At 51.1% G+C, this 19,204-nt stretch carries 16 protein-coding genes; 13 read left to right on the forward strand and 3 right to left on the reverse strand.

The window, feature by feature from the left end; translation table 11 throughout:
* Positions 1 to 143: 143 nt before the first annotated feature.
* Positions 144 to 1,241, forward strand: coding sequence for an RHE_PE00001 family protein (locus C0081_RS11135; RefSeq protein ID WP_101533912.1), 1,098 nt, complete (start codon positions 144 to 146; stop codon positions 1,239 to 1,241).
* Positions 1,242 to 1,820: 579 nt separating this feature from the next.
* Here the strand turns inward: C0081_RS11135 and C0081_RS11140 are convergent.
* Positions 1,821 to 2,777, reverse strand: a complete 957-nt coding sequence (locus C0081_RS11140; RefSeq protein ID WP_210200475.1) for a TetR/AcrR family transcriptional regulator — start codon at positions 2,775 to 2,777, stop codon at positions 1,821 to 1,823.
* A gap of 314 nt (positions 2,778 to 3,091) precedes the next feature.
* Positions 3,092 to 3,307 (reverse strand): hypothetical protein, encoded by a 216-nt coding sequence (locus C0081_RS11145; RefSeq protein WP_101533913.1) that lies wholly within the window; start codon positions 3,305 to 3,307, stop codon positions 3,092 to 3,094.
* 2 nt (positions 3,308 to 3,309) lie between these two features.
* Between C0081_RS11145 and C0081_RS11150 the strand changes: the two genes are divergently transcribed.
* From C0081_RS11150 to C0081_RS11165, 4 genes are all read left to right on the forward strand, one after another.
* Positions 3,310 to 4,296, forward strand: a complete 987-nt coding sequence (locus tag C0081_RS11150; protein ID WP_101533914.1) for a TRAP transporter substrate-binding protein — start codon at positions 3,310 to 3,312, stop codon at positions 4,294 to 4,296.
* A 106-nt stretch (positions 4,297 to 4,402) separates the two neighbouring features.
* Positions 4,403 to 4,930: a TRAP transporter small permease gene (locus tag C0081_RS11155; RefSeq protein WP_101533915.1), complete on the forward strand. Its 528-nt coding sequence runs from the start codon at positions 4,403 to 4,405 to the stop codon at positions 4,928 to 4,930.
* An 8-nt stretch (positions 4,931 to 4,938) separates the two neighbouring features.
* Entirely contained in the window at positions 4,939 to 6,219 is a 1,281-nt protein-coding gene (locus C0081_RS11160; RefSeq protein ID WP_101533916.1) for a TRAP transporter large permease, read from the forward strand.
* A gap of 136 nt (positions 6,220 to 6,355) precedes the next feature.
* The gene (locus tag C0081_RS11165; RefSeq protein WP_101533917.1) at positions 6,356 to 7,108 is read left to right on the forward strand and encodes an IS6 family transposase; all 753 of its coding nucleotides are present in this window, start codon (positions 6,356 to 6,358) and stop codon (positions 7,106 to 7,108) included.
* A gap of 433 nt (positions 7,109 to 7,541) precedes the next feature.
* On the opposite strand, the gene C0081_RS11175 is transcribed toward C0081_RS11165, so the two are convergent.
* Complete coding sequence (locus tag C0081_RS11175) at positions 7,542 to 8,480, reverse strand: IS110 family RNA-guided transposase (protein ID WP_245417927.1); 939 nt, start codon at positions 8,478 to 8,480, stop codon at positions 7,542 to 7,544.
* Positions 8,481 to 8,917: 437 nt separating this feature from the next.
* On the opposite strand from C0081_RS11175, the gene C0081_RS11180 reads away from it, so the two are divergent.
* The 8 genes from C0081_RS11180 (at position 8,918) to C0081_RS11215 (ending at position 19,137) form a co-directional block, all read left to right on the forward strand.
* Entirely contained in the window at positions 8,918 to 9,421 is a 504-nt protein-coding gene (locus C0081_RS11180) for a flavin reductase (protein WP_101533937.1), read from the forward strand.
* Between the two features lie 114 nt (positions 9,422 to 9,535).
* Positions 9,536 to 11,077 (forward strand): FAD-dependent oxidoreductase, encoded by a 1,542-nt coding sequence (locus tag C0081_RS11185; protein ID WP_180966849.1) that lies wholly within the window; start codon positions 9,536 to 9,538, stop codon positions 11,075 to 11,077.
* Between the two features lie 321 nt (positions 11,078 to 11,398).
* Positions 11,399 to 12,697 (forward strand): MFS transporter, encoded by a 1,299-nt coding sequence (locus tag C0081_RS11190; RefSeq protein ID WP_101533921.1) that lies wholly within the window; start codon positions 11,399 to 11,401, stop codon positions 12,695 to 12,697.
* Positions 12,698 to 12,991: 294 nt separating this feature from the next.
* Positions 12,992 to 13,807: an SDR family NAD(P)-dependent oxidoreductase gene (locus C0081_RS11195; RefSeq protein ID WP_210200476.1), complete on the forward strand. Its 816-nt coding sequence runs from the start codon at positions 12,992 to 12,994 to the stop codon at positions 13,805 to 13,807.
* Positions 13,808 to 14,035: 228 nt separating this feature from the next.
* The gene (locus C0081_RS11200) at positions 14,036 to 15,253 is read left to right on the forward strand and encodes an L-lactate MFS transporter (protein WP_101533922.1); all 1,218 of its coding nucleotides are present in this window, start codon (positions 14,036 to 14,038) and stop codon (positions 15,251 to 15,253) included.
* A 107-nt stretch (positions 15,254 to 15,360) separates the two neighbouring features.
* A complete protein-coding gene (gene ribF, locus C0081_RS11205) occupies positions 15,361 to 16,419 on the forward strand; it encodes a riboflavin biosynthesis protein RibF (protein WP_101533923.1) in 1,059 nt (352 codons plus the stop codon).
* Between the two features lie 246 nt (positions 16,420 to 16,665).
* Positions 16,666 to 17,841: an acetyl-CoA C-acetyltransferase gene (locus C0081_RS11210; RefSeq protein ID WP_101533924.1), complete on the forward strand. Its 1,176-nt coding sequence runs from the start codon at positions 16,666 to 16,668 to the stop codon at positions 17,839 to 17,841.
* An 81-nt stretch (positions 17,842 to 17,922) separates the two neighbouring features.
* The gene (locus C0081_RS11215) at positions 17,923 to 19,137 is read left to right on the forward strand and encodes an acetate/propionate family kinase (RefSeq protein ID WP_101533925.1); all 1,215 of its coding nucleotides are present in this window, start codon (positions 17,923 to 17,925) and stop codon (positions 19,135 to 19,137) included.
* The last annotated feature ends 67 nt before the right edge of the window (positions 19,138 to 19,204 follow it).

Here is a 19,204-nt window from a genome sequence, read left to right on the forward strand (position 1 = left end):
AATCCGCTGATTGTAGCGTAAACGGCCTGAGAAGTCTAATTAACGATAAAGGTTACTTATCATTAGTGAATAGCGAACATACCAGTGCATCCATATGACAGACATTAATATAGTGTTTGCGTCCGTTAGTTGCGATCTCTATAATGGTTACAATGGACTACAATCTTAATGATCTGCCGCTGCAAAGCCTGTTTGCACCCGTCACGGACGCAACAGCCGCGCTGACGCGTCTGGATGAACGCGTTTCCCGATCTGACATCAAACAGGGCTGGGTCGAGCGCATGCATTATCAGGACGCTTGCGCCTCTCTTTGGATCGATGGTGAGTTGGTGCATATGGAAGATTTGGTGTTGCATGACGCCAGCCGGGATATCCAAACCCCGTCCCATGTCTTGACCATCGCTGCAGCGGTGTTGCGAGCGCGACGTCGCATTGACCGGCACGCCCCCGGGTGGGCCCTTGATGTCAATGGGCTACGCTCTTTGCGCAACACCACACATGATCAATCCCCAAGCGATCCAGAGCAGCAGGAAAATGCGCAACCATTGCCAGCAGACAAAACGGCCGATGCATTGATTGCCCAGATGGCTGAAATTGATGCCATTCTGGCCCGCAGCGAGGCGCTTTTGGTCGAAGCGTCAATGCCAACAATGAGAGACCGGCGCCCGCACAATGCCCTTGTGTACGAGGCCGATTGGGACGAAGACGCCCGGTTTGCGCAATGGCAAACAGTTTTGCGCACATCGACCCATTTGCCTGCAGTCTTACGGGCCGCCCTTTTGATCGACGCCTGGAACCAATTGCAAGTCCTGCAACACAGCAGCTGGTTGGGCCGCGTGCTTGTATCAGATTTTCTGCGAGGGCAGGGAGGGTTCTGCCATCTGGCCGCCCTCAATGTAGGTCTCAGACAGGCTCCGATTGAGCAAAGAACCAGCCGCAATCGCACCAAACGTCTGCTTGCTATACTTGAAGGCTTCCAGGCAACGGCACATTCCGGTTTCAAACTGCACGACAAGTTGAGTCTGGCCCATCAGCAAATGCAGCACAGGATCGGCGAGCGCCGTCAAAGCTCTCATTTACCGGCCTTGATTGAGCTGGTCTTGACCAAACCCTTGATCTCGGCTGAGATGGTCGCCGGGGTCCTATCCATCACACCCCGCTCGGCTCTGCGGCTCATTGATCAATTGTCCTTGCGTGAGATGACCGGTAGAGGCCGGTTCCGCGCCTGGGGCGTCGTGTGAGAAAGGATTTTGAGGGCCCTGTCGCAAAGTTTTTTTGTTNGGCGCGCGCGAAACAGAGTGAAGGGTGTTGTCACGTTAAGTATGCGTGTACCGATACATGACTTCAAAGGTCGACAATTTCACACCTATGGGATAACGACTCGCTTGAGTTGCAGCGGCAATAGCCTCGGCAACCAGCTCACTTGCCCTAACATCAACAATTCTGGAATATATCCCGTAGATTATGAACCACTTTGAAGAGCCAATCCGGGTTGAGGCTGGCTGCTATGCCCTGCCTCAACATCCGGGAGCTGGAACCATATTGTTGCCAGACAGCCTTGAAGTTTTCGGCTAACCGCTGAGCTGAATCACATGTTATTGCAGCAGAGTGCTGCATCTTATTCAAATTGGCATCGTTGAGTTTGACGAAGTAACAGGGACGCTTTGTGCGAATGTAAGACATGGGGTTTCGAACATCAGAGGCGGATTGGGATGACAATAGTTTACTAGGTTCTGATCCTAGCCAAACTGCATCCGGTCCACAGTTTTGTCCCTCATGGTCTGCGACGCTGATTGATAGTGTAAGATGCACTAAATTGCTTATGGTGCGATGTGTGGATTCAAATATCGCATGATGACGTCAACAATCATTTCGCGCTGCGCGGGGACATCCGTTTGGTCCCAAAGATCTTTATCGAAAACAGCACGCCACGAATAACGGTTGGACACGCGCATAAAGCAATAAGAGGAAATGAGGAAATGCAGGTGCCAGGGATCGATGCCGGATCGAAATGTTCCGTCTTTTTCTCCTCTGTCCAGCAGATCGCGTACCGTGTCGATTGCTATGGCGTTGCGCTCGACCAAAGAAGGGCGGCCCGCGATATGGCGACCTTTTTCGATGTTTTCGCCACTGACCAGCCGCACATATTCCGGGTGCTCTGCGTGATGGTCGAAGGTAACCTCTACCAGTCGGCGCATGGCGTCCACGGGGGTTAGCGCACCGAGATTGAGGTCCTGCTCCTTGCTGCGAACACCGCCATAGGCTTCTTCCATCACCGCAGCGTAAAGCTTTTCCTTGCTGCCAAAGTGATAATAGATCATCGGCTTGGTGATGCTTGTTCTGGCGGCAATAGCGTCGACGCGTGCTCCGTTCAGGCCCTTTGCCGCGAACTCCTTCATGGCGGCGTCGAGGATTTCTCGCCGGGTTTTTTCGGCTACCCGTGTCCGGCGGTGCGGTGAAAGATCGCTCCTAATCGTCTGGTCGTCCGAGGCCTTCCTTGTTTTTGCGAAATCAGCCCGTAGCCGTTGTCTGCCATCATCCGAAACCGCGGCACTTTGGATTTCGGCTCTGGCTGTGGCAAATTCAAGATCGAAATCCTGCAACATGGATGTGGCAAGCCTGATGCCTTCTTCAACGTCTATCGCTCCCGTTGAACGCTCGATTACCTTAGCGTGCGACGCATAGCGAGGATGTTGCCATAAATCACGCGGTATCTTTTTCAAAATACCGACGCGACCATTGCGACCAATGCGAATGTTTTTCGGAAGCTTCGTCATATAGATCCTTTGATGGTCACTTATCGTAAGTATGGAGCCTCATATAAAGTATGGAATATTTTCGAATTAGGTATGGAGTTTTAGGATTCGTGAGACCTCGTCAATAGAGCCATCCTAGATGTTAAATACACGAGCGGCTCCGATCGTCAAATTAAACGAAAGGCAAAGTAATCACAAATATACTGTAATATCAATAAATTAATATCAAATAAATGAATTTTCGTGATTTTTTACACACATGCTGTCTGCGTCGCGTTGTCGCGTCTGTTGGATCTCACGTTCTTGCCCGTTGACATTATTTACCAGTAAGTAGCTTATTGAAAATGCGATGAAATGACGATGCTGGCATTTGCAATGCCTGTATCGTCAGCCTCCGAATACCACTGTCCATTGGAGGAAGGTGTGGGGGCAATGCGAACCGCAAGCGGAGGCTTGCATCCGTCATCTGCATAGAAGAAGGGGTCGAGGATTTGGGCCGCTTCACCGTTCGCCACCCCGGCTTGAACGGCTGGTAAGAAATAGGGAGGCATTTATGAGAAATGCATTTTTAAAGGCCGCATTGATTACGGTCAGCCTGGGGCTGGCATGTCCAGCCATAGCGGCAGACTTCACTTTCAAATTTGCTCATTCGCAACCGGAAAGCTCGGTACGTCACAAATCTATGCTGCTCTTCAAAGATGAGCTGGAAAAAGCCAGTGGGGGTCAGATTGCTGTTGAAGTCTTCGGCGGTAGCCTCTTGGGCAGTGAGCCAGAAGTCATGGACATGGTCAAAATGGGGGCCGTACAGGGAACCCGAGGGGGCGCTTTCACCAAGGCCAACAAAAAGTTCCTGATCTATACCCTGCCGTTCCTGTATGAAAATACCGACTCCGTGCTCAAAGCCATGCGTAGCGATTTTGGCACCGTCATTGCCGATGCTGCCAAGGCAAATGGCTACTATATTCCGGCCACCGGTGTTGCTGGCGGCTTTCGTCAGATTACCAATAACGCACGGCCGATCAATACCCCTGACGATGTAGTCGGTCTGAAAATCCGCACACCCGGTATTGAAACCATCATCAAGACCTTTCAGGCTCTGGAAGCCAGTCCGACCTCCATTCCTTATGGCGAAGTCTATATGGCATTGAAAATGGGCGTCGCTGACGGAGAAGAAAATCCGCCATCCAACATTACAGAAATGAAATTCTACGAAGCGCAGAAATATATCTCGCTCGTTAATTATCAAATTCATCCCGATCCAATGATGGTCAACCTGAAATGGTATGAAGGCTTGCCCGAGGATCTGAAGGTTGTTTTCGATAAGGCCGCCAAAGACGCTATGAAGTGGAGTGATGAACATTGGCTGGCGTCGGAAGCCGACTATCTTAAATTTCTGAGCGATAAACTTATCGTCAATGAAATTTCGACCGAAAACCGCGTCAAATTTATTGAGAAAGTCCGTCCCGTCTGGGATGCCTATGTCGAGGATGGCACCTTTACAGCTGCTGAAGTCAAGCAGGCCGTCCAAGCTGGACAATAAGCGGGCTCTGCCTTGCGCCTGAGTTCCGGAACCAAATGTTCTGAGTTCCGGAATTCAGAACAACTAGTATATTCCTGAAAGCCCACATTTTCCTGAAAGCATTGTCATGACCGGTTTAGCTTCCGCCAATCAGGAACATCCTGTCCTTCGGCTCGAGCAGATGTTGTTGCGTGGACTCAAAATGCTGCTGACTGTTGTCTTCGCGTTGATTTTTGCCCTTGTCACCCTGTTGGTCATTTTACGATATGGCTTCAACACCACGATCGTCGGCGGCAGCGAAGCCACCGTCATGTTGTTCATCTACACAACATGCATTGGTGCGTCCGTAGACATAGCACGCGGCAAACATATCAGGATCGACGCCCTGATTGGCCTGCTGCCATCGCGCATCCAGAATTGGCTGGAAGGGTTCATACTCCTGTTGATCGGAGTGCTGCATTGCATGCTGTTCGTCTACAGCATGGAATGGATCAGCATTGTCGGCAACAGCGAGGACCCCATCCTCCACATTCCCGAAGGCATTGTCGAAATTGCCATTCCTATTGGCTGCTTCTTTGCCATTCTATTCTGTGTCACACGCCTTACAGCCCTTGTGCTGACGTCGTGTTCCGATCCATCCAACAACGCCGCGTAAGGTCTTTTATGTTGTTACTTATATGCAGCCTTGTTCTCTTCATGCTGATCGGCGTGCCTATTGCCTATTCCATGGGCCTATCGGGCATGCTCTATTTTTTCCTCTACCAGCCGGACTTGATCGCGGTATTGCCGGCGCGGGTCTATGCTGGCATGAACAGCTCCGTGATGCTGTCTCTGCCGCTCTTCATCGTCATGGGGCACCTGATGAATCACGGTGGCCTGACCGCACGCCTGATTGATTTTTGCATGATGTTTGTTGGCCGCCTGCGCGGTGGTCTCGGCCTTGTCTCCGTGATGACGTCGATGGTGTTTGGCGGTATTTCTGGCTCGTCCGTGTCAGACGCCGCATCCATTGGTCAGGTGATGATCCCGGCGATGCAGAAAAAAGGCTATCCGGTGCGCACTGCTACCGGACTGATAGCTGCTTCCTCGACCATGGGCATGATCATCCCGCCTTCTATCCCGATGGTCATTTACGCTTTTGCGGCGTCTGAATCCGTTGGCCGCCTGTTCCTCGGCAGCCTGATTGCCGGTGTGTTGGTGGGTGTTTTCATGATGGGGATCGTACTGTTTCTTGCCCACAAGCATAATTACCCTTGCGAAACCGTCGATTTATCACCGCGTGAAATCATGCGTTGCAGCTTGGAAGGGGTGCCTGCGCTTTTGATGCCTCTGATCGTGGTCGGGTCGGTTGTAACAGGTGTTGCAACGGCAACGGAATCGGCTGCCGTGGGTGCGCTCTATGCATTGGTTGTGGGATTATTCGTCTATCGGGGTCTGAAAATCAAAGATCTGCCGAAGTTATTCGGAGATGCAATCCTCAGTTCTGCCAATGTGATGATCATCATTGCTTTTTCCGGGGTCTTTACCTGGATTTTGGCACTGGAACATGTCACGCAAGTCATCGGCCTGTTGTTTGTTGAATTGCAACTGGGGCCACAAACCGCCCTTTTGGCTGTGGCGGTCGTGATTTTGCTGATCGGTTTCTTTGTTGATGTCAGTCCCGCTATCTTATTATTAACGCCAGTATTCCTGCCAGCACTCAAGCTTCTTGGTGTCTCGCCGATTCAGTTCGGAGCGGTGTTGATATCTGGTCTCGCTGTCGGCTTAGTCACCCCGCCTGTCGGCATGTGCCTCAATGTCTGCGCATCGGTTTCAGGCGAGAGTATCCTTACGGTGTTTAGAGGGGCACTGCCATTCCTGTTGGCAAATTTCTTGGTCCTTGTCTTGCTCAGCCTTTTCCCATTCCTCAGTGTCTGGCTACCAAGTTTATTGATGGGAAGTTAGAGCCCGATTTAAAAATAGTTGTGCGGTATCAATAGGATGTGTGTTGCCAAGTGGCCCTGTCGCAAAGTTTTATTGTTAACCGAGTATTGAGATTTTTGCGGTGAGAAGGAGCTCCGATTTGTTGAAGGAGCGTCGTATGATTCTTAATGCCATTGCCGAAAGGCTGAAGCGGAAATCAAAGAATGATTTCAAAGGTAGGCAATTTGAGGCATGGCTGATCATTCAAGCGGTGTCGTGGTATCTGCGCTACCCGCTGAGTTATCGGGATTTAGAAGAAATGTTCCTTGAGCGTGGCTTCGCTGTTGATCACTGTAGCATCAACCGTTGGTTCCTGGCCTATGCTCCGCTAATCGAGAAACGGTTACGCCGGTTTCGAAAACCACATTGTGGTTCTATCCGGGTAGATGAGACTTATATCAAGGTGCGCGGGGCCTGGAAATATCTGTATCGGACCATAGACAAACACGGGAACCCAGTCGATTTTCTGCTTACCGCCAAGCGTGATATCGATGCAGCAAAGCGTTTCTTCAACAAGATACTCAAGGATGAACCACTGCTTTCACCGGGCAAGATCGGCACCGACGGCGCCAATACATTTCCCTCAACGATCAAGACTGCGGTTGATGATGGTCTATTGCGACCTAACCCTGTCCATTATGTCACCAAGCATTTGCAGCAGCGCATAGAAAGTGACCATTTCAGGGTGAAGAAGAATATGTCCAAAGTTGGTGGTTTCCAGTCATTCAACACAGCGCGACGGACCATTGCTGGTTTCGAGGCTATGCTGTGGCTGAAGAAGGGCTTCGATTTTCCGGGGACATGGACCGTTAACAAACAAAATGATCTCATTGCTCTCCTCTTCGGACTTCAAAAAGTTAACAAAGCATGAAAATGAGGCTGTTCACGGGATAAATGCGCCCGCAGATAATCTTTGCGACGAGCCCAACTGTATTCATAAAGAACGCCAGCGATGCAGGCATTCAGATTATTTCCGGATATGAGCTGTTTTTCTATCAGGGGATCTATGCATGGGAGCATTTTTCCGGATTGCCATTGGACCATCATCGGCTACGGCTAGACTTGCTAGCCATGAAAACAACAGCGCCCTCTAGCATTGGTCAGGAAGACCGCAAGAGTTGAAAATTCAGACGGCTTAAATTTTGGCGCTGTAGACATCCATTATTACTGATCTAGCGCAATGGTCATGCATCAAATGCAGTAGCGCACGACACGGTGTAACTTGATCGCATAAACAAGAATGAGGGTGAGCAACAGCACCTGTTTCACCTCAATATTCCTGTAATTCTGAGTATCCGTCTTGGTCAAGTGCCATTTTGAACCCATTCACGATCTGCTTTGACCAATGCATTTGCGAGTTCAATTAGCTTTCGCATTATTGCAGTTAGAGCGACCTTTTGTGGTTTGCCCTGCTCGATCATGGCTTTGTATTTGCTGCACATGTCGGGGTTGTGCCGTGCGGCAACCAGAGCAGGCATGTAGAGCGCATTGCGCAATTGTTTTCGGCCACCTTGAATAGTGGCTTTGCCGCGCCACTTTCCTGACTGGCGCGTCATTGGGGCCAATCCAGTTAGGCTCGCAGCTCCCTTTTTATGGAGAGTTCCGATTTCCGGCATCTCGATTAAAATGGTTGCAGCAGCCACTTCACCAATGCCTGGGATGGAGCGAAGAATCGTGTTGGCTCGGGCGCGGCTTGGACAGCCTTGCACTTTTGCGTTGATATCCTGCTGTAATGCTTTCAACTGACGGGTTATTTGATCTATCCGCGCTTTGGTCTGTCTCTTAACGAGAGCGAGGGTTTGTGTTTGGAGGCGGTTAATCAATCGGGTGCGGTCCTTGATCAGTGCACCTCTGGAACTAAACAACTCTTTGAGTTCGTGTTGTTTATCGTCTAACGGCTGATCTGGCTCAAGTCTCAGGGCATTCCCAAAGTTCGCGAGCATACGTGCGTCTACCGCATCCGTTTTCACCCTTGTCCCACAGGCTTGTGCAAATCGGCGTGCCTGCAAAGGATTGACCTTCACCAAAGGAAACTTGCCCGAAAACGTTCGTTCAAAATTCTTATGATATGGTCCAGTTGCCTCGAACACGACGCGAGCCAGTACTTCCTCGCCCAACCATTTGGATAAGGAACAGAAACCGGCAGTTGTCATGGGAAAGCGAGCTGACGCTCCATTACTCAGTCGATGTGCATCCAGGAAATCCTTTGAGATATCAATGCCTATGCTGTCATTTGTCATCATCGTCATGTCCTATGCTTGTCATGCAAGCCCATGAAAAATCCAAGCTTGCGTATCCGTTCAGGCCTCATGCGAAGACGGCGGCTGACCATACTCAGAAACGGTCCTTTACGACCTAGCCCATATCGATCCAGCCGCCACCACTGCTCACCAAGAATGGCGTGGTGGGCACTGGTTCAATCCTTACAGATTGATAGGAAAAACATAAGACAAGCTATTAGTTTTTCTGACTGGCAACAACAGTTTGCCCAACTTCAAGGTCGGCTAGCAGCGATGAATAGGTCGAATTCAATTTCCATATAACATTTATGCGAAAAAAGAATTTCTCATTCTCCACGCTTTCCTTCAAAGATATTCAGCATAACCTAAAGTACTAAATAACCATCTTTTTCACATCAAATCGAGCAATCATTTGGGTGAATAGTGGAAGGGGAATGCCAATGTCTACGGTTTCGAAAAACGAGTTTCGCGATGCTATGTCCAGTGTTTGCGCAGCGGTCAACATCATTACGACGAGTGGGGACTCTGGTCGTGGTGGCTTTACTGCCACTGCAATGTGCAGTGTTTCTGATGAACCACCCAGTCTGCTTGTCTGCATGAACCGCAATTCTGCGCAAAGCGCCTTGTTTTTTGAAAATGGACGCTTCTGCGTCAATGTACTGGCTGGCGATCAAGCGTCGCTTTCGGGGCACTTTGCCGGTGGAATGCAAGATATGGAAGAACGTTATGCTGCTGCCGACTGGACTGATTTGGAGACTGGCTGTCCGGTCCTCAAAGATGCGCTTGTAAGCTTTGACTGTGAACTGAGCGAAGTTCACGAAGCAGGTTCGCATAATATCCTTATAGGCAAGGTCGTAGGCATTGTACGCAGCGAGAACAACAGCGCGTTGGCCTATTTTGATCGCCAATACCTTAATCCTGCAATGGCACTGTCGCAGGAATAATCGTTAGTTTATCACAGCAAGTGCTTTGGTTGCCAAGACCCAATGGGGTCATCAAACATGAGCACAAGACAAATGGACACGGCAACAGACCGTCGTCCGATCAGGAGGAATGGGATGGCCGATCCACATATGTTCAGTAACAAGACGTCAAATAAACCAAGTTGGGAAACGGTGCCGTCTGCAATTTCAGATAGCCAGATATCCAGCAATGAAGAGTTTGATGTTGTCATCGTGGGTGCTGGCTGCGCTGGGATTTTTGCAGCTCATTCCGCTGCCGAACAAGGCTTGAAGGTCGCTGTTGTTGAAAAATTCTCAGGCCTGTCAGCACGTGGCATGGATAACGCCGCCGTCAACAGCAAACTGCAATTGGCATCCGGTGAGAAAATTGACGAAGACCTCATTTTTGCCGATCTGATCCGCTTCGCCAACAACCGGGTTCATCCTGAGCTTGTCAATATTTGGGTGCGTCAGAGCGGTCGCGTGTTTGATCACTATATTGATCTTTGCCAAGCAAACGACATGCAGGTTGCTCTGGTTGATTGCTTTAGCGTTGCTAAAGAACATCCCGATCTTTATCGGCAATATCCCACTGCGCATATCTTCGCAGGTAAGGGGCAGGCTATCAGCACTGGCAACGAATATGTACCAACACAGGAAGCTTTCCTGAAATTCGTTGAAGCTCAATGCATCGAACTGGGTGTTTCATTCCAGTACAACACATCCTGCGAACGAATTTTACGTGATGGTGATGGGCCGGTCAGCGGCATTATCGGCAAGGATGCCGAAAATAATTATGTAAAACTCACCGCGACCAAAGCAGTTATTCTTGCCGCTGGTGGTTATACAGAAAATCAGGAAATGGTCGACGCTTGGTGCCCCGCTGCCAACGACCCAGAAATCAAAACTTATGGCCCTGAAGGCGGTAACTCCGGTGAAGTCTTTGCGCAGGCATTGTGGACTGGAGCTGGCTTGCAGAACTGGCCGCATCCGGTGATGGTCCATACCATTCCCGGCTTCAATGTCGATCTCATGACCGGCAACCAGTCCTTCATGCATGTCAACCGGCTCGGCAAGCGCTTCCAAAGCGAGTCGATGCCAAACCAGACCCTGACAGACGGGCGTTTCCGCCAGCCGGGCAAACAGGCCTGGGCCGTTTTTGATGCCAAATACGAACAGGATCATGCAACATTTGAAACCGGATTTGACGGTCCGGTCAATGAGCCGATTGAACAGCTAAACGGCTTTGCCGACAAAGGTTGGGTCCATCGTGCCGATACGCTGGAAGGTCTGGCGGAACAAATGGGCATCCCGGCCGACACCTTTGCAGCAACCTGTAAGCGCTATACAGAGATGGCAAAAAAAGGCAAAGACGAGGACTTCAACAAAGAATCCTATCTGATGTTCACCATCGAGCAGGGGCCATTTTATGCTGTGCCCATTCGCTCACACCTTCTTGTAACGGTGGGTGGTCTGGATTGTGATCCCGACATGCAGGTTCTCGATAATGATGGCAACAAGATTGAAGGCCTTTATGCCGTGGGCAACATGCAGGGTAACTTCTTTGCCAATGAATATCCATTGATGGCACCGGGCCTCAGCCATGGCCGGGCGATCACCCTGAGCTATGTTCTGGGCGAGAGACTTGCAGAAAAATAGACTGTGAGCAGAATGGGGAAAGGAACTCCGGCATTGCCTGAAAAGATGCCGGAACCAACCGGCTCGCTGGTGAGCACAGGTCTTTCCGGTTCCTTTCCCTTCTGTTGCGTTTGCTTGCAGACGAAATGATGGTCCCTGAATTTTGCGAATATGGATCCGTTATCGCGCCGAAAATCATCATTCGCGCTGGCTTTGCCGCGCGACGATGCTTCGGGATAGCCCTGACATCAATCGCATCATGTCCTGAGACCCCCTTGGAATGAATGTGGAAACGCTCCCTATTTTGTTAGCTAAGCGTTTTGTTTTGGAGGAAAAAATCTCATGAATGACACTCAAAAGACAGCGCCGGAGTATTCTGCTCTGCGTTGGGCTATCCTTGCTGCGATATGCTTGGCCATAACCAGCTTCCAGCTTGTTTCCATGTCTTACGCGCCGCTATTGGGAGAGATCGCGAAAGACTTGTCGGTTGATTTGCCAACCGCAGTTCAATTGATGACCTATTTCATGTTTTTCTCATCAATCTCCTTCTTTGTTGGGGGGCCATTCGTCGATAAATTTGGGCCTGCTGCGTCCATTGTTGTGAGTGTGTTGTTGGCCTTCTTGCCAACCCTTGCAACGGTATGGCTGGGGCATTCCTACAATACAGTGGTTGTCATCCGAATTCTGCAAGGCTTTGCGGTTGGTTTCTGCATGGGCGGCATGGTCCCGATGATCATGCAATGGTTCCCTGCCAAACAACGCGCTTTTGCACTGGGCATTACCGGTGCTTTCAACCCGCTGGGCGCCATGCTTGCGGTTACCGTAACGCCGGCCGCCTTCACTGCATTTGGTGATTGGAGAGCGGCGATGGGCGTGGTGGCGATCATTCCTTTTGCTGTGCTTGTCTATTGCCTTGCAATCTTCGCATACAGCCGTGGCAAAGCCCCGCAAATGATGGGTGGCGCGCCAGATGGCTCGGCTGATGGTGACGTGTTCAAAAAGGCAATGGCATCTCCGTTGACTTGGCTCGGTATCACGGCTGCCTTTGGATCCATGTGGTTGCTGCAGACTGCTTTCAGCATCACACCATCCTATTTTGCAGAACCATCACCCGCAGGCATTGGTCTTGGCCCGGTGGTTGGCGGTCAATTGACAACCTTCCTTCAGATCGCATCTATCATTGCCCCTATTCTGGGTGGATTTGCTGCTGGTCGTTTCTTCAATGGTCGCCCCGGAGGCATCATTTTCCTAGGCTTCATTTTGGCATTCACCTATGGCGCTTTGCAGTTTAGTGGCGTGTATGACAATCAGGCTCTGCTCACACTCTTCTTGATCTTGCCTGGTTTGGGTATCGGCATGCTGGTGCCGATGTTGCAGGCAAAAATCGCAGAATCCTACGATCCAAGTGTGGTTGGTCGGATGAATGGTTTATGGATCGGCATTGGTTCCTTTGGTGGTACCGCAGGCCTGTTCATCTCTGCCAAATCACTGGCTACTACCGGTACCTATGTCACTTCGATCAACATTCTTGCCATCGTTGCGATCATCTGTGCCGTGCTGGTCTTGGTCATGAACCGCATTCAGAAACGCCCTGCGGTTCAGCCTGTGGTAAAGCCAGAGGTTGATCTGAATACGGCCTAATCGAAGAATTGTGACATTACCCCCCATGCACTGGGCAATGTCCTGGCCCGTCGGAGACCTCGGTTCCGGCGGGCAACTTGACGCTCACTTACATAATACGTTCAAGAACATACTGTGCAGTGTCGACAATGATTTAACGGAACATTCGTCGGCGTGGTCATTCCAGCTGCCTATGCTCTATCGCAGGCCGGCAGCATTGCATGCACAAGGTCCGGTAGGCCCGTTTCGCTTCGGCGCAAAGGATCTGGATCAAAATATAGATCTTTCGTAATTCAAAATTACCTGGAGAAAATAATGGGGAACTTAACAGGTCAAACTGTTCTGGTGACTGGAGCCGCTCGCGGTTTGGGTCGGGAATATGCACTTCATCTTGCGTCCTTGGGCGCAAATGTCGGCGTGATGGATATCAATTTTGAATCCTTCAATGATTTCGAAAATGAAGCACGGTTACTGACCGCTGCCAATGTCATGGAAGAAATTGAGGCATTAGGCGTCAAGACCGCCAGTGCTGTTGCAGATATTGGCAATCGAGAACAGGTCTTTGACGGTGTTCACAAGATTGCAGAAGAGCTGGGCGACATTTCCATTGTCATCACCAATGCCGGTGGCGGCATGGGGCCTCCGGACGGCAACAAGGCATCCGAAATGGACTGGGACATGTATCACGCGGTCATTGATCGCAATCTGCATGGAACGATCTACACCTGCAATGCCGTAGCCCCGGTGATGAAAAAGAACAAATACGGCAAGATCATAACCGTTGCCTCTATTGGCGGCTTGATGGCCAACAGCGACGGTAGCTATGCCCATTATGCCGTCTCTAAAGCCGGTGTCATTCATTACACCCAGTGCCTTGCGCAGGATCTGGGCAAATATGGCATCAACGTCAATTGTATCGCACCGGGTTTTGTCGCTACCGGCAGACTGCTCGATATGTACAAGGCGGCTGGCGAAGACAGCTTTTTGAACAGAACCGCACTCAGACGCTTTGCGACGCCGAAAGACTGCGCCCAGGCGGTGGAATATTTGGCAACGGCCCAGTCAGATTATGTAACCGGCCATGTGCTTGAAGTCAGCGGTGGTGTCTCCGGTCGCATGAAGGTCGACTGAGGGCATCGATAGAGAGCTTGTCCGCTCTGGCTGTTGGGCGTGATGCAGACCGCCAGAGCGGACCAAGAAAGAGATGGCGGAAAGAAGGGAACGACCTTTTGAAGTCATCATGCATGAGCGTAGGCGTGTTCTGGATAGAGCCATGCCTCGCTCCAAACTGTAGTGGTGGGCCGGGTGAACGCTCGGCATGAGCGCCTGAATAACCCCTAAAATGAAGGTGAGATAATTATGGATTTCAATCAAAAAAGATGGGTGTATCTGGGCTTGTCACTCGTGGTCGCAATCTGCTCCGGGATTGGCTATACGTGGAGCGTTTTTCAAGGCCCTCTGATCGAACGGTTTGGCTGGGACCTGACAACAGCGTCTCTTATATTCACGGCACAAATTGCGGTCTCCACCCTCACGCCCATGGTGATTGGTCGATATCAGGCCCGGCTTGGTACAAGAGGCTATCTGTTTATTGGCGCTTTGATCTATGGGTTGGGTCTGTTGTTGACAGGCTTCACAACCAGTTTCTTGATGTTTTTCATAATCTTCGGTTTGGGCGTCGGCGTCGGCGTTGGCATGCTTTATCCTTGCTTGATGGGATATGGCGTGCGGATTTTCCCCGAGAAAAAGGGCCTTGCCGCGGGTCTGTTGGCCGGCAGCTATGGTGCAGGTGCCATCCTTTGGGCCCCCATCGCTGCAAGTCTGGAGAATCTCTATGACATCATGACTGTCTATAAGATTTTCGGCATCTGTTTCACTATCATTATCGCATTGTTTGTATTGGTCCTGCGTGATCCTGACGAAGAGTTTATTGCCAAAACCGCATCTGCAATGAGCAAAGCCAAAGGCGGCACTGCGGAAGACAAAAACTGGCCGGAAATGGTTCGCAGCTGGAAATTCTATCTGCTGCTGTCGCTGTTTGCGCTGGGCACAACGTCAGGCCTGATGGTCATGGGGCATGCCTCTTCCATCTTGATGGAAAATGTCGGGGTCACCGCCACCAAGGCAGCATTCCTTGTCGGTATGATCTCGATTTTCAACGCCGTTGGACGGGTCTTCTGGGGAGTCATCTCCGATAGTCTTGGACGGTTCAGAATTCTGGTGGTGCTGTTCCTTGTCGTCGGGCTTTCGATGGTGACGCTGTTCAGCGCTCAAGGCACTCTGTTTGTGGTGGCCATTATGGCGGTGGGCTTTGTCTATGGTGGTTTTGCTGCTCTGATTGCGCCAGCCGCAGCGGATGTGTTCGGCACCAAATATGTCAATGTCAATTATGGCTTTCTTTATATCGCCTATGGCATCGGTGGTGTTTTAGGGCCTCAGATTGCCGCATTCACAAAGAACCTCAGCGGTGGATATTCACTGGGATTCCTGATTGTTTCGGCATTCAGCGTCATTGGTATAGGGCTGACATTTATGATCTTTCGCCCAACCAAAGCGGTGATCGAACAAACCGCCTAAGTCCAGCGGGCGGGCGCCAGTAAACACGCGCGCCCATTGGCCTAACAGCACACCTTTCCTCTTTATTGCCCCTCACACACGGGCCTGCATTTGACCGGAGCTTTGTTATGATGGCCATTGCCCCCCATTTTGTTGATCGTTGCCAGCCCGTTGGACCGTTGCCGCAGGTGATGTGTGGCGCTGCAGTGGCAATTGGTAATTTCGATGGCATTCATCGTGGTCATCAGGCCGTTTTGGACTTCGCCATGACACGTGCAAAACGGTCGGGACTGCGGGCAATTATGCTTACATTCGAGCCCCATCCGCGTACTCTGTTTCGACCCGACAAACCGGTTTTTCGCCTCTCCCCCCACACGGAAAAAGCACAATTGGCACGAGCGATGGGGATGGACGCTGTGCTTTCACTGAATTTCACGCATGAGTTTTCCACCAAGTCACCGCAGCGCTTTATCGACAAGGTTCTGATTGAAGCGTTGCAAGCCAAACATGTCATTTCCGGTTACGACTTTCATTTTGGCGAAAACCGCTCTGGCACCCCGGACTATCTGCGAGCACAGGGCGAGCATCGCGGCTTTGGTGTGGACATTGTCGATATGAAATCTGACTGCAGTGGTGACGCGGTTTCTTCGACGCGCATCCGCCAAGCGCTGGAGGATGGAGCGGTACAAACTGCCAATCGATTGCTTGGCTATCGACATTTTGTCTGCGGCACGATTCGGCCACAAAAAACCCATTGCCGGCAGTTGGAGACCGTTACAGCAAGTCTTTGCATGACCAAGAATTATCGCATCAAAGCGGGTGTCTATGCCGTAAAGGTCATCCGCTCGGATGGATCCACCCACAACGGGATTGCTCGCCATGCGCAGCACCCTGCTTTGGAGGCTAACAACAGGATGCTGGAGCTGCATCTTTTTGATTTTAACAGCGTGTTATCCGGCGAACAAATCAGTGTAATTTTCCATGATCGATTGCGTTCCGAGCAGATGTTTGAACAACAGGATGACTTCCTTGTGCAAATGAACACAGACCTAGCGCAGGCGCAGGCCGTGCTGCAAGATGCCAAACCTCTGTCCGAATTTGAAGATCGTCTGTGGAGCAGATATCCAGTCTCAATGCCTGAGAAAGCGCAACATAATGCCACATGCAGTGTAGGCACACGCGCCTAATAGGGTGGCAATAAACACTTTGAGACCAGATATTTTTGCCGGTGTCATGAATAACATTTATGCGGAAAAAGAATTTCCCATTTGCCCCGAGCTCGTCCGAAGATAGCGCTCAGATCCTGCTCTTAAAGGCTGTTGGAACGATGAAACCTTTCAAGGTCAAGAGTAGGGAAATGGTTGCGATGACCCTGCAACCCTATGCCACTTCAAAGAAAAACTGATCAATCGAGATTATTCAGGAAGGATAATATGACTGATATCGTCATTGCCGCCGCCGCCCGCACTGCCATTGGCACTTTCAACGGAGGTCTGTCGACCGTTCCTGCTCATGAGCTTGGCGCTACCATAATCCAGGCCTTGCTTGAGAGATCAAAGGTTGATCCAAGCCATGTGTCCGATGTCATTCTCGGACAGGTTCTGACCGCAGGCCAAGGCCAGAATCCTGCCCGACGCGCAGCAATTGATGCCGGTCTTGCTAACAGCTCCACGGCAATGACTATTAATCAGGTTTGCGGGTCTGGCTTGCGTGCCATCGCACTGGCTATGCAGGCCATCAAAGCGGGTGATGCTTCCATCATTGTCGCGGGTGGACAGGAAAATATGAGCCTGTCTCCACATGTCATGCATTTGCGTAATGGTGTCAAAATGGGCCCCGCTACCATGACTGACACCATGATCAATGATGGACTATGGGATGCCTTTAACGACTATCATATGGGCAACACAGCGGAGAATGTCGCTGCAACATATAGCATCACCCGCGATGATCAGGATCGCCTTGCTGCTGCCTCCCAAAACAAGGCAGCGGCAGCCCAGCAACAACAGCGTTTTGTAAAAGAAATTGTGCCGGTCACCGTTAAAAGTCGCAAGGGTGACGTCATCGTCGAGCAAGACGAGTTTATCCGGCCCGGGACAACGGCAGAAAAACTGGCGAAGCTTCGGCCCGCATTCAAAAAGGATGGCAGCGTCACCGCTGGCAATGCATCGGGCATCAATGATGGCGCCGCTGCTGTTCTGATGATGACGGCAGATGAAGCCAACAGGCGGGGAATCACACCGATGGCCAAAGTTGTCTCATGGGCGACTTGCGGAGTGGATCCGTCCCTTATGGGCATTGGTCCCGTTGCCGCCTCGCGTCAGGCGCTCGAATGCGCCGGATGGTCAATACAAGATCTTGATTTGATTGAAGCCAACGAAGCCTTTGCGGCGCAAGCTGTTGCAGTCAACAAGGAAATGGCTTGGGACATCGACAAGGTCAATGTCAATGGTGGAGCCATTGCGATTGGTCATCCCATTGGCGCATCAGGTGCCCGTATCCTTGTAACCTTGCTGCATGAAATGGAACGCCGCGACGCCAAAAAAGGTCTGGCTACCCTGTGCATTGGCGGCGGTATGGGCATTGCTCTATGCGTCGAGCGGTCCTGAGAGAATGTGATTTAAAGCGGGAGCATGGCTTTCGCTTTTCTTGTTTCTAAATCTGCTAAATAGGAAGCGTACATAGTCAAAATGACAAATGCTTGCAATATCAAAGGTGCGCTGCTGGTCCTGAATAGCGGCTCATCCAGCGTCAAATTCACAGTCTTCCAAGTGGACACAGTCGCGGCTGGTGGACACCAATTAGCACCGTTTTTTGCCGGACAGCTGGATGGCATAGGCACCGCAGCGCGGCTGAAAGCAAAGGCTGCTGACAAAGGTTTGTTGGCGGACGAGCCTTGGGGCCATCTGGACAAGGGCACCGTACCCTCCGTCTTGCCGCATCTGTTATCCTGGATCGAGAATAACCTGCCTACGGATTTGCCACTGCGCGCAGCAGGGCACCGTGTTGTGCATGGCGGCTCATTGTTCGACAAACCGGTATTGGCCACTGCCAGCGTGATTGCGCAACTTGATGGTTTGAGCCCGCTTGCACCGCTGCACCAGCCACAGAATTTGGCGGCTATTCGAGCGCTGGCCAAAAGCCGTCCAGATTTGCCGCAGGTGGCTTGCTTTGACACCGCTTTCCATCAAACACAGCCGGCCTTGTCGACCACCTATGCGATCCCCAAGCGCTATACGCAAGAAGGCGTGCGCCGCTATGGATTTCATGGTCTTTCTTATGAATATATCGCTCAATATTTGGCCGCTAACAAACCGGGTCTGGCCAAGGGGCGTGTTGTCGTGGCGCATTTGGGCAGTGGAGCCAGCCTTGCCGCCCTTAAAAACGGCGTCAGTCTTGATACCTCAATGGGCTTTTCTGCTCTGGATGGTGTCCCCATGGGAACACGTCCCGGTGCCATCGATCCGGGTATAATCATCCATTTGATGCGGCGATATAGTCTGGACGCCGATGAGCTTGAAAGATTGCTCTATCACGAGTCCGGATTGTTGGGCGTATCCGGCCTTTCCAATGATATGAGAGCAATAGAAGCCAGCCAAGAACCCGATGCACAACTGGCCCATGACCTGTTTTGCAGTCGGGTCGCCAAGGCGGTCGCCTCGTTGGCAGTATCGATGGGTGGCATTGATGGATTGGTGTTCACCGCAGGTATCGGCGAGCATAGTGCACTCATCCGGGAAAAAATCTGCCGCTATTTGGCATGGCTCGGTTTTGCGCTGGATCCGCTCAGCAATGAAGCCAATGATGGTCTCATATCCACTGATGGCTCACTGCCGGTTCATGTTGTGCCAACAGATGAGGAATATATGATCGCCAGCCACACCATAAAGCTGCAATTCGGATAAAGCGGGGACTTTCGTCATTTGGCATTTCTGGATTTACACGATTTTATCCTACCAGAAATGCCGATTT

Origin of the sequence: Cohaesibacter celericrescens, assembly GCF_002866925.1 — a bacterium.
Classification (GTDB): Bacteria; Pseudomonadota; Alphaproteobacteria; order Rhizobiales; family Cohaesibacteraceae; genus Cohaesibacter; species Cohaesibacter celericrescens.

Coding starts and splice junctions, on each gene's coding strand:
- C0081_RS11215 (WP_101533925.1), top strand. CDS start 17,923: ATGACAAATGCTTGCAATATCAAAGGTGCGCTGCTGGTCCTGAATAGC.
- C0081_RS11200 (WP_101533922.1), top strand. CDS start 14,036: ATGGATTTCAATCAAAAAAGATGGGTGTATCTGGGCTTGTCACTCGTG.
- C0081_RS11135 (WP_101533912.1), top strand. CDS start 144: ATGGTTACAATGGACTACAATCTTAATGATCTGCCGCTGCAAAGCCTG.
- ribF (WP_101533923.1), top strand. CDS start 15,361: ATGATGGCCATTGCCCCCCATTTTGTTGATCGTTGCCAGCCCGTTGGA.
- C0081_RS11160 (WP_101533916.1), top strand. CDS start 4,939: ATGTTGTTACTTATATGCAGCCTTGTTCTCTTCATGCTGATCGGCGTG.
- C0081_RS11210 (WP_101533924.1), top strand. CDS start 16,666: ATGACTGATATCGTCATTGCCGCCGCCGCCCGCACTGCCATTGGCACT.
- C0081_RS11145 (WP_101533913.1), bottom strand. CDS start 3,307: ATGCCTCCCTATTTCTTACCAGCCGTTCAAGCCGGGGTGGCGAACGGT.
- C0081_RS11140 (WP_210200475.1), bottom strand. CDS start 2,777: ATGACGAAGCTTCCGAAAAACATTCGCATTGGTCGCAATGGTCGCGTC.
- C0081_RS11165 (WP_101533917.1), top strand. CDS start 6,356: ATGATTCTTAATGCCATTGCCGAAAGGCTGAAGCGGAAATCAAAGAAT.
- C0081_RS11185 (WP_180966849.1), top strand. CDS start 9,536: ATGGCCGATCCACATATGTTCAGTAACAAGACGTCAAATAAACCAAGT.
- C0081_RS11195 (WP_210200476.1), top strand. CDS start 12,992: ATGGGGAACTTAACAGGTCAAACTGTTCTGGTGACTGGAGCCGCTCGC.
- C0081_RS11155 (WP_101533915.1), top strand. CDS start 4,403: ATGACCGGTTTAGCTTCCGCCAATCAGGAACATCCTGTCCTTCGGCTC.
- C0081_RS11180 (WP_101533937.1), top strand. CDS start 8,918: ATGTCTACGGTTTCGAAAAACGAGTTTCGCGATGCTATGTCCAGTGTT.
- C0081_RS11190 (WP_101533921.1), top strand. CDS start 11,399: ATGAATGACACTCAAAAGACAGCGCCGGAGTATTCTGCTCTGCGTTGG.
- C0081_RS11175 (WP_245417927.1), bottom strand. CDS start 8,480: ATGATGACAAATGACAGCATAGGCATTGATATCTCAAAGGATTTCCTG.
- C0081_RS11150 (WP_101533914.1), top strand. CDS start 3,310: ATGAGAAATGCATTTTTAAAGGCCGCATTGATTACGGTCAGCCTGGGG.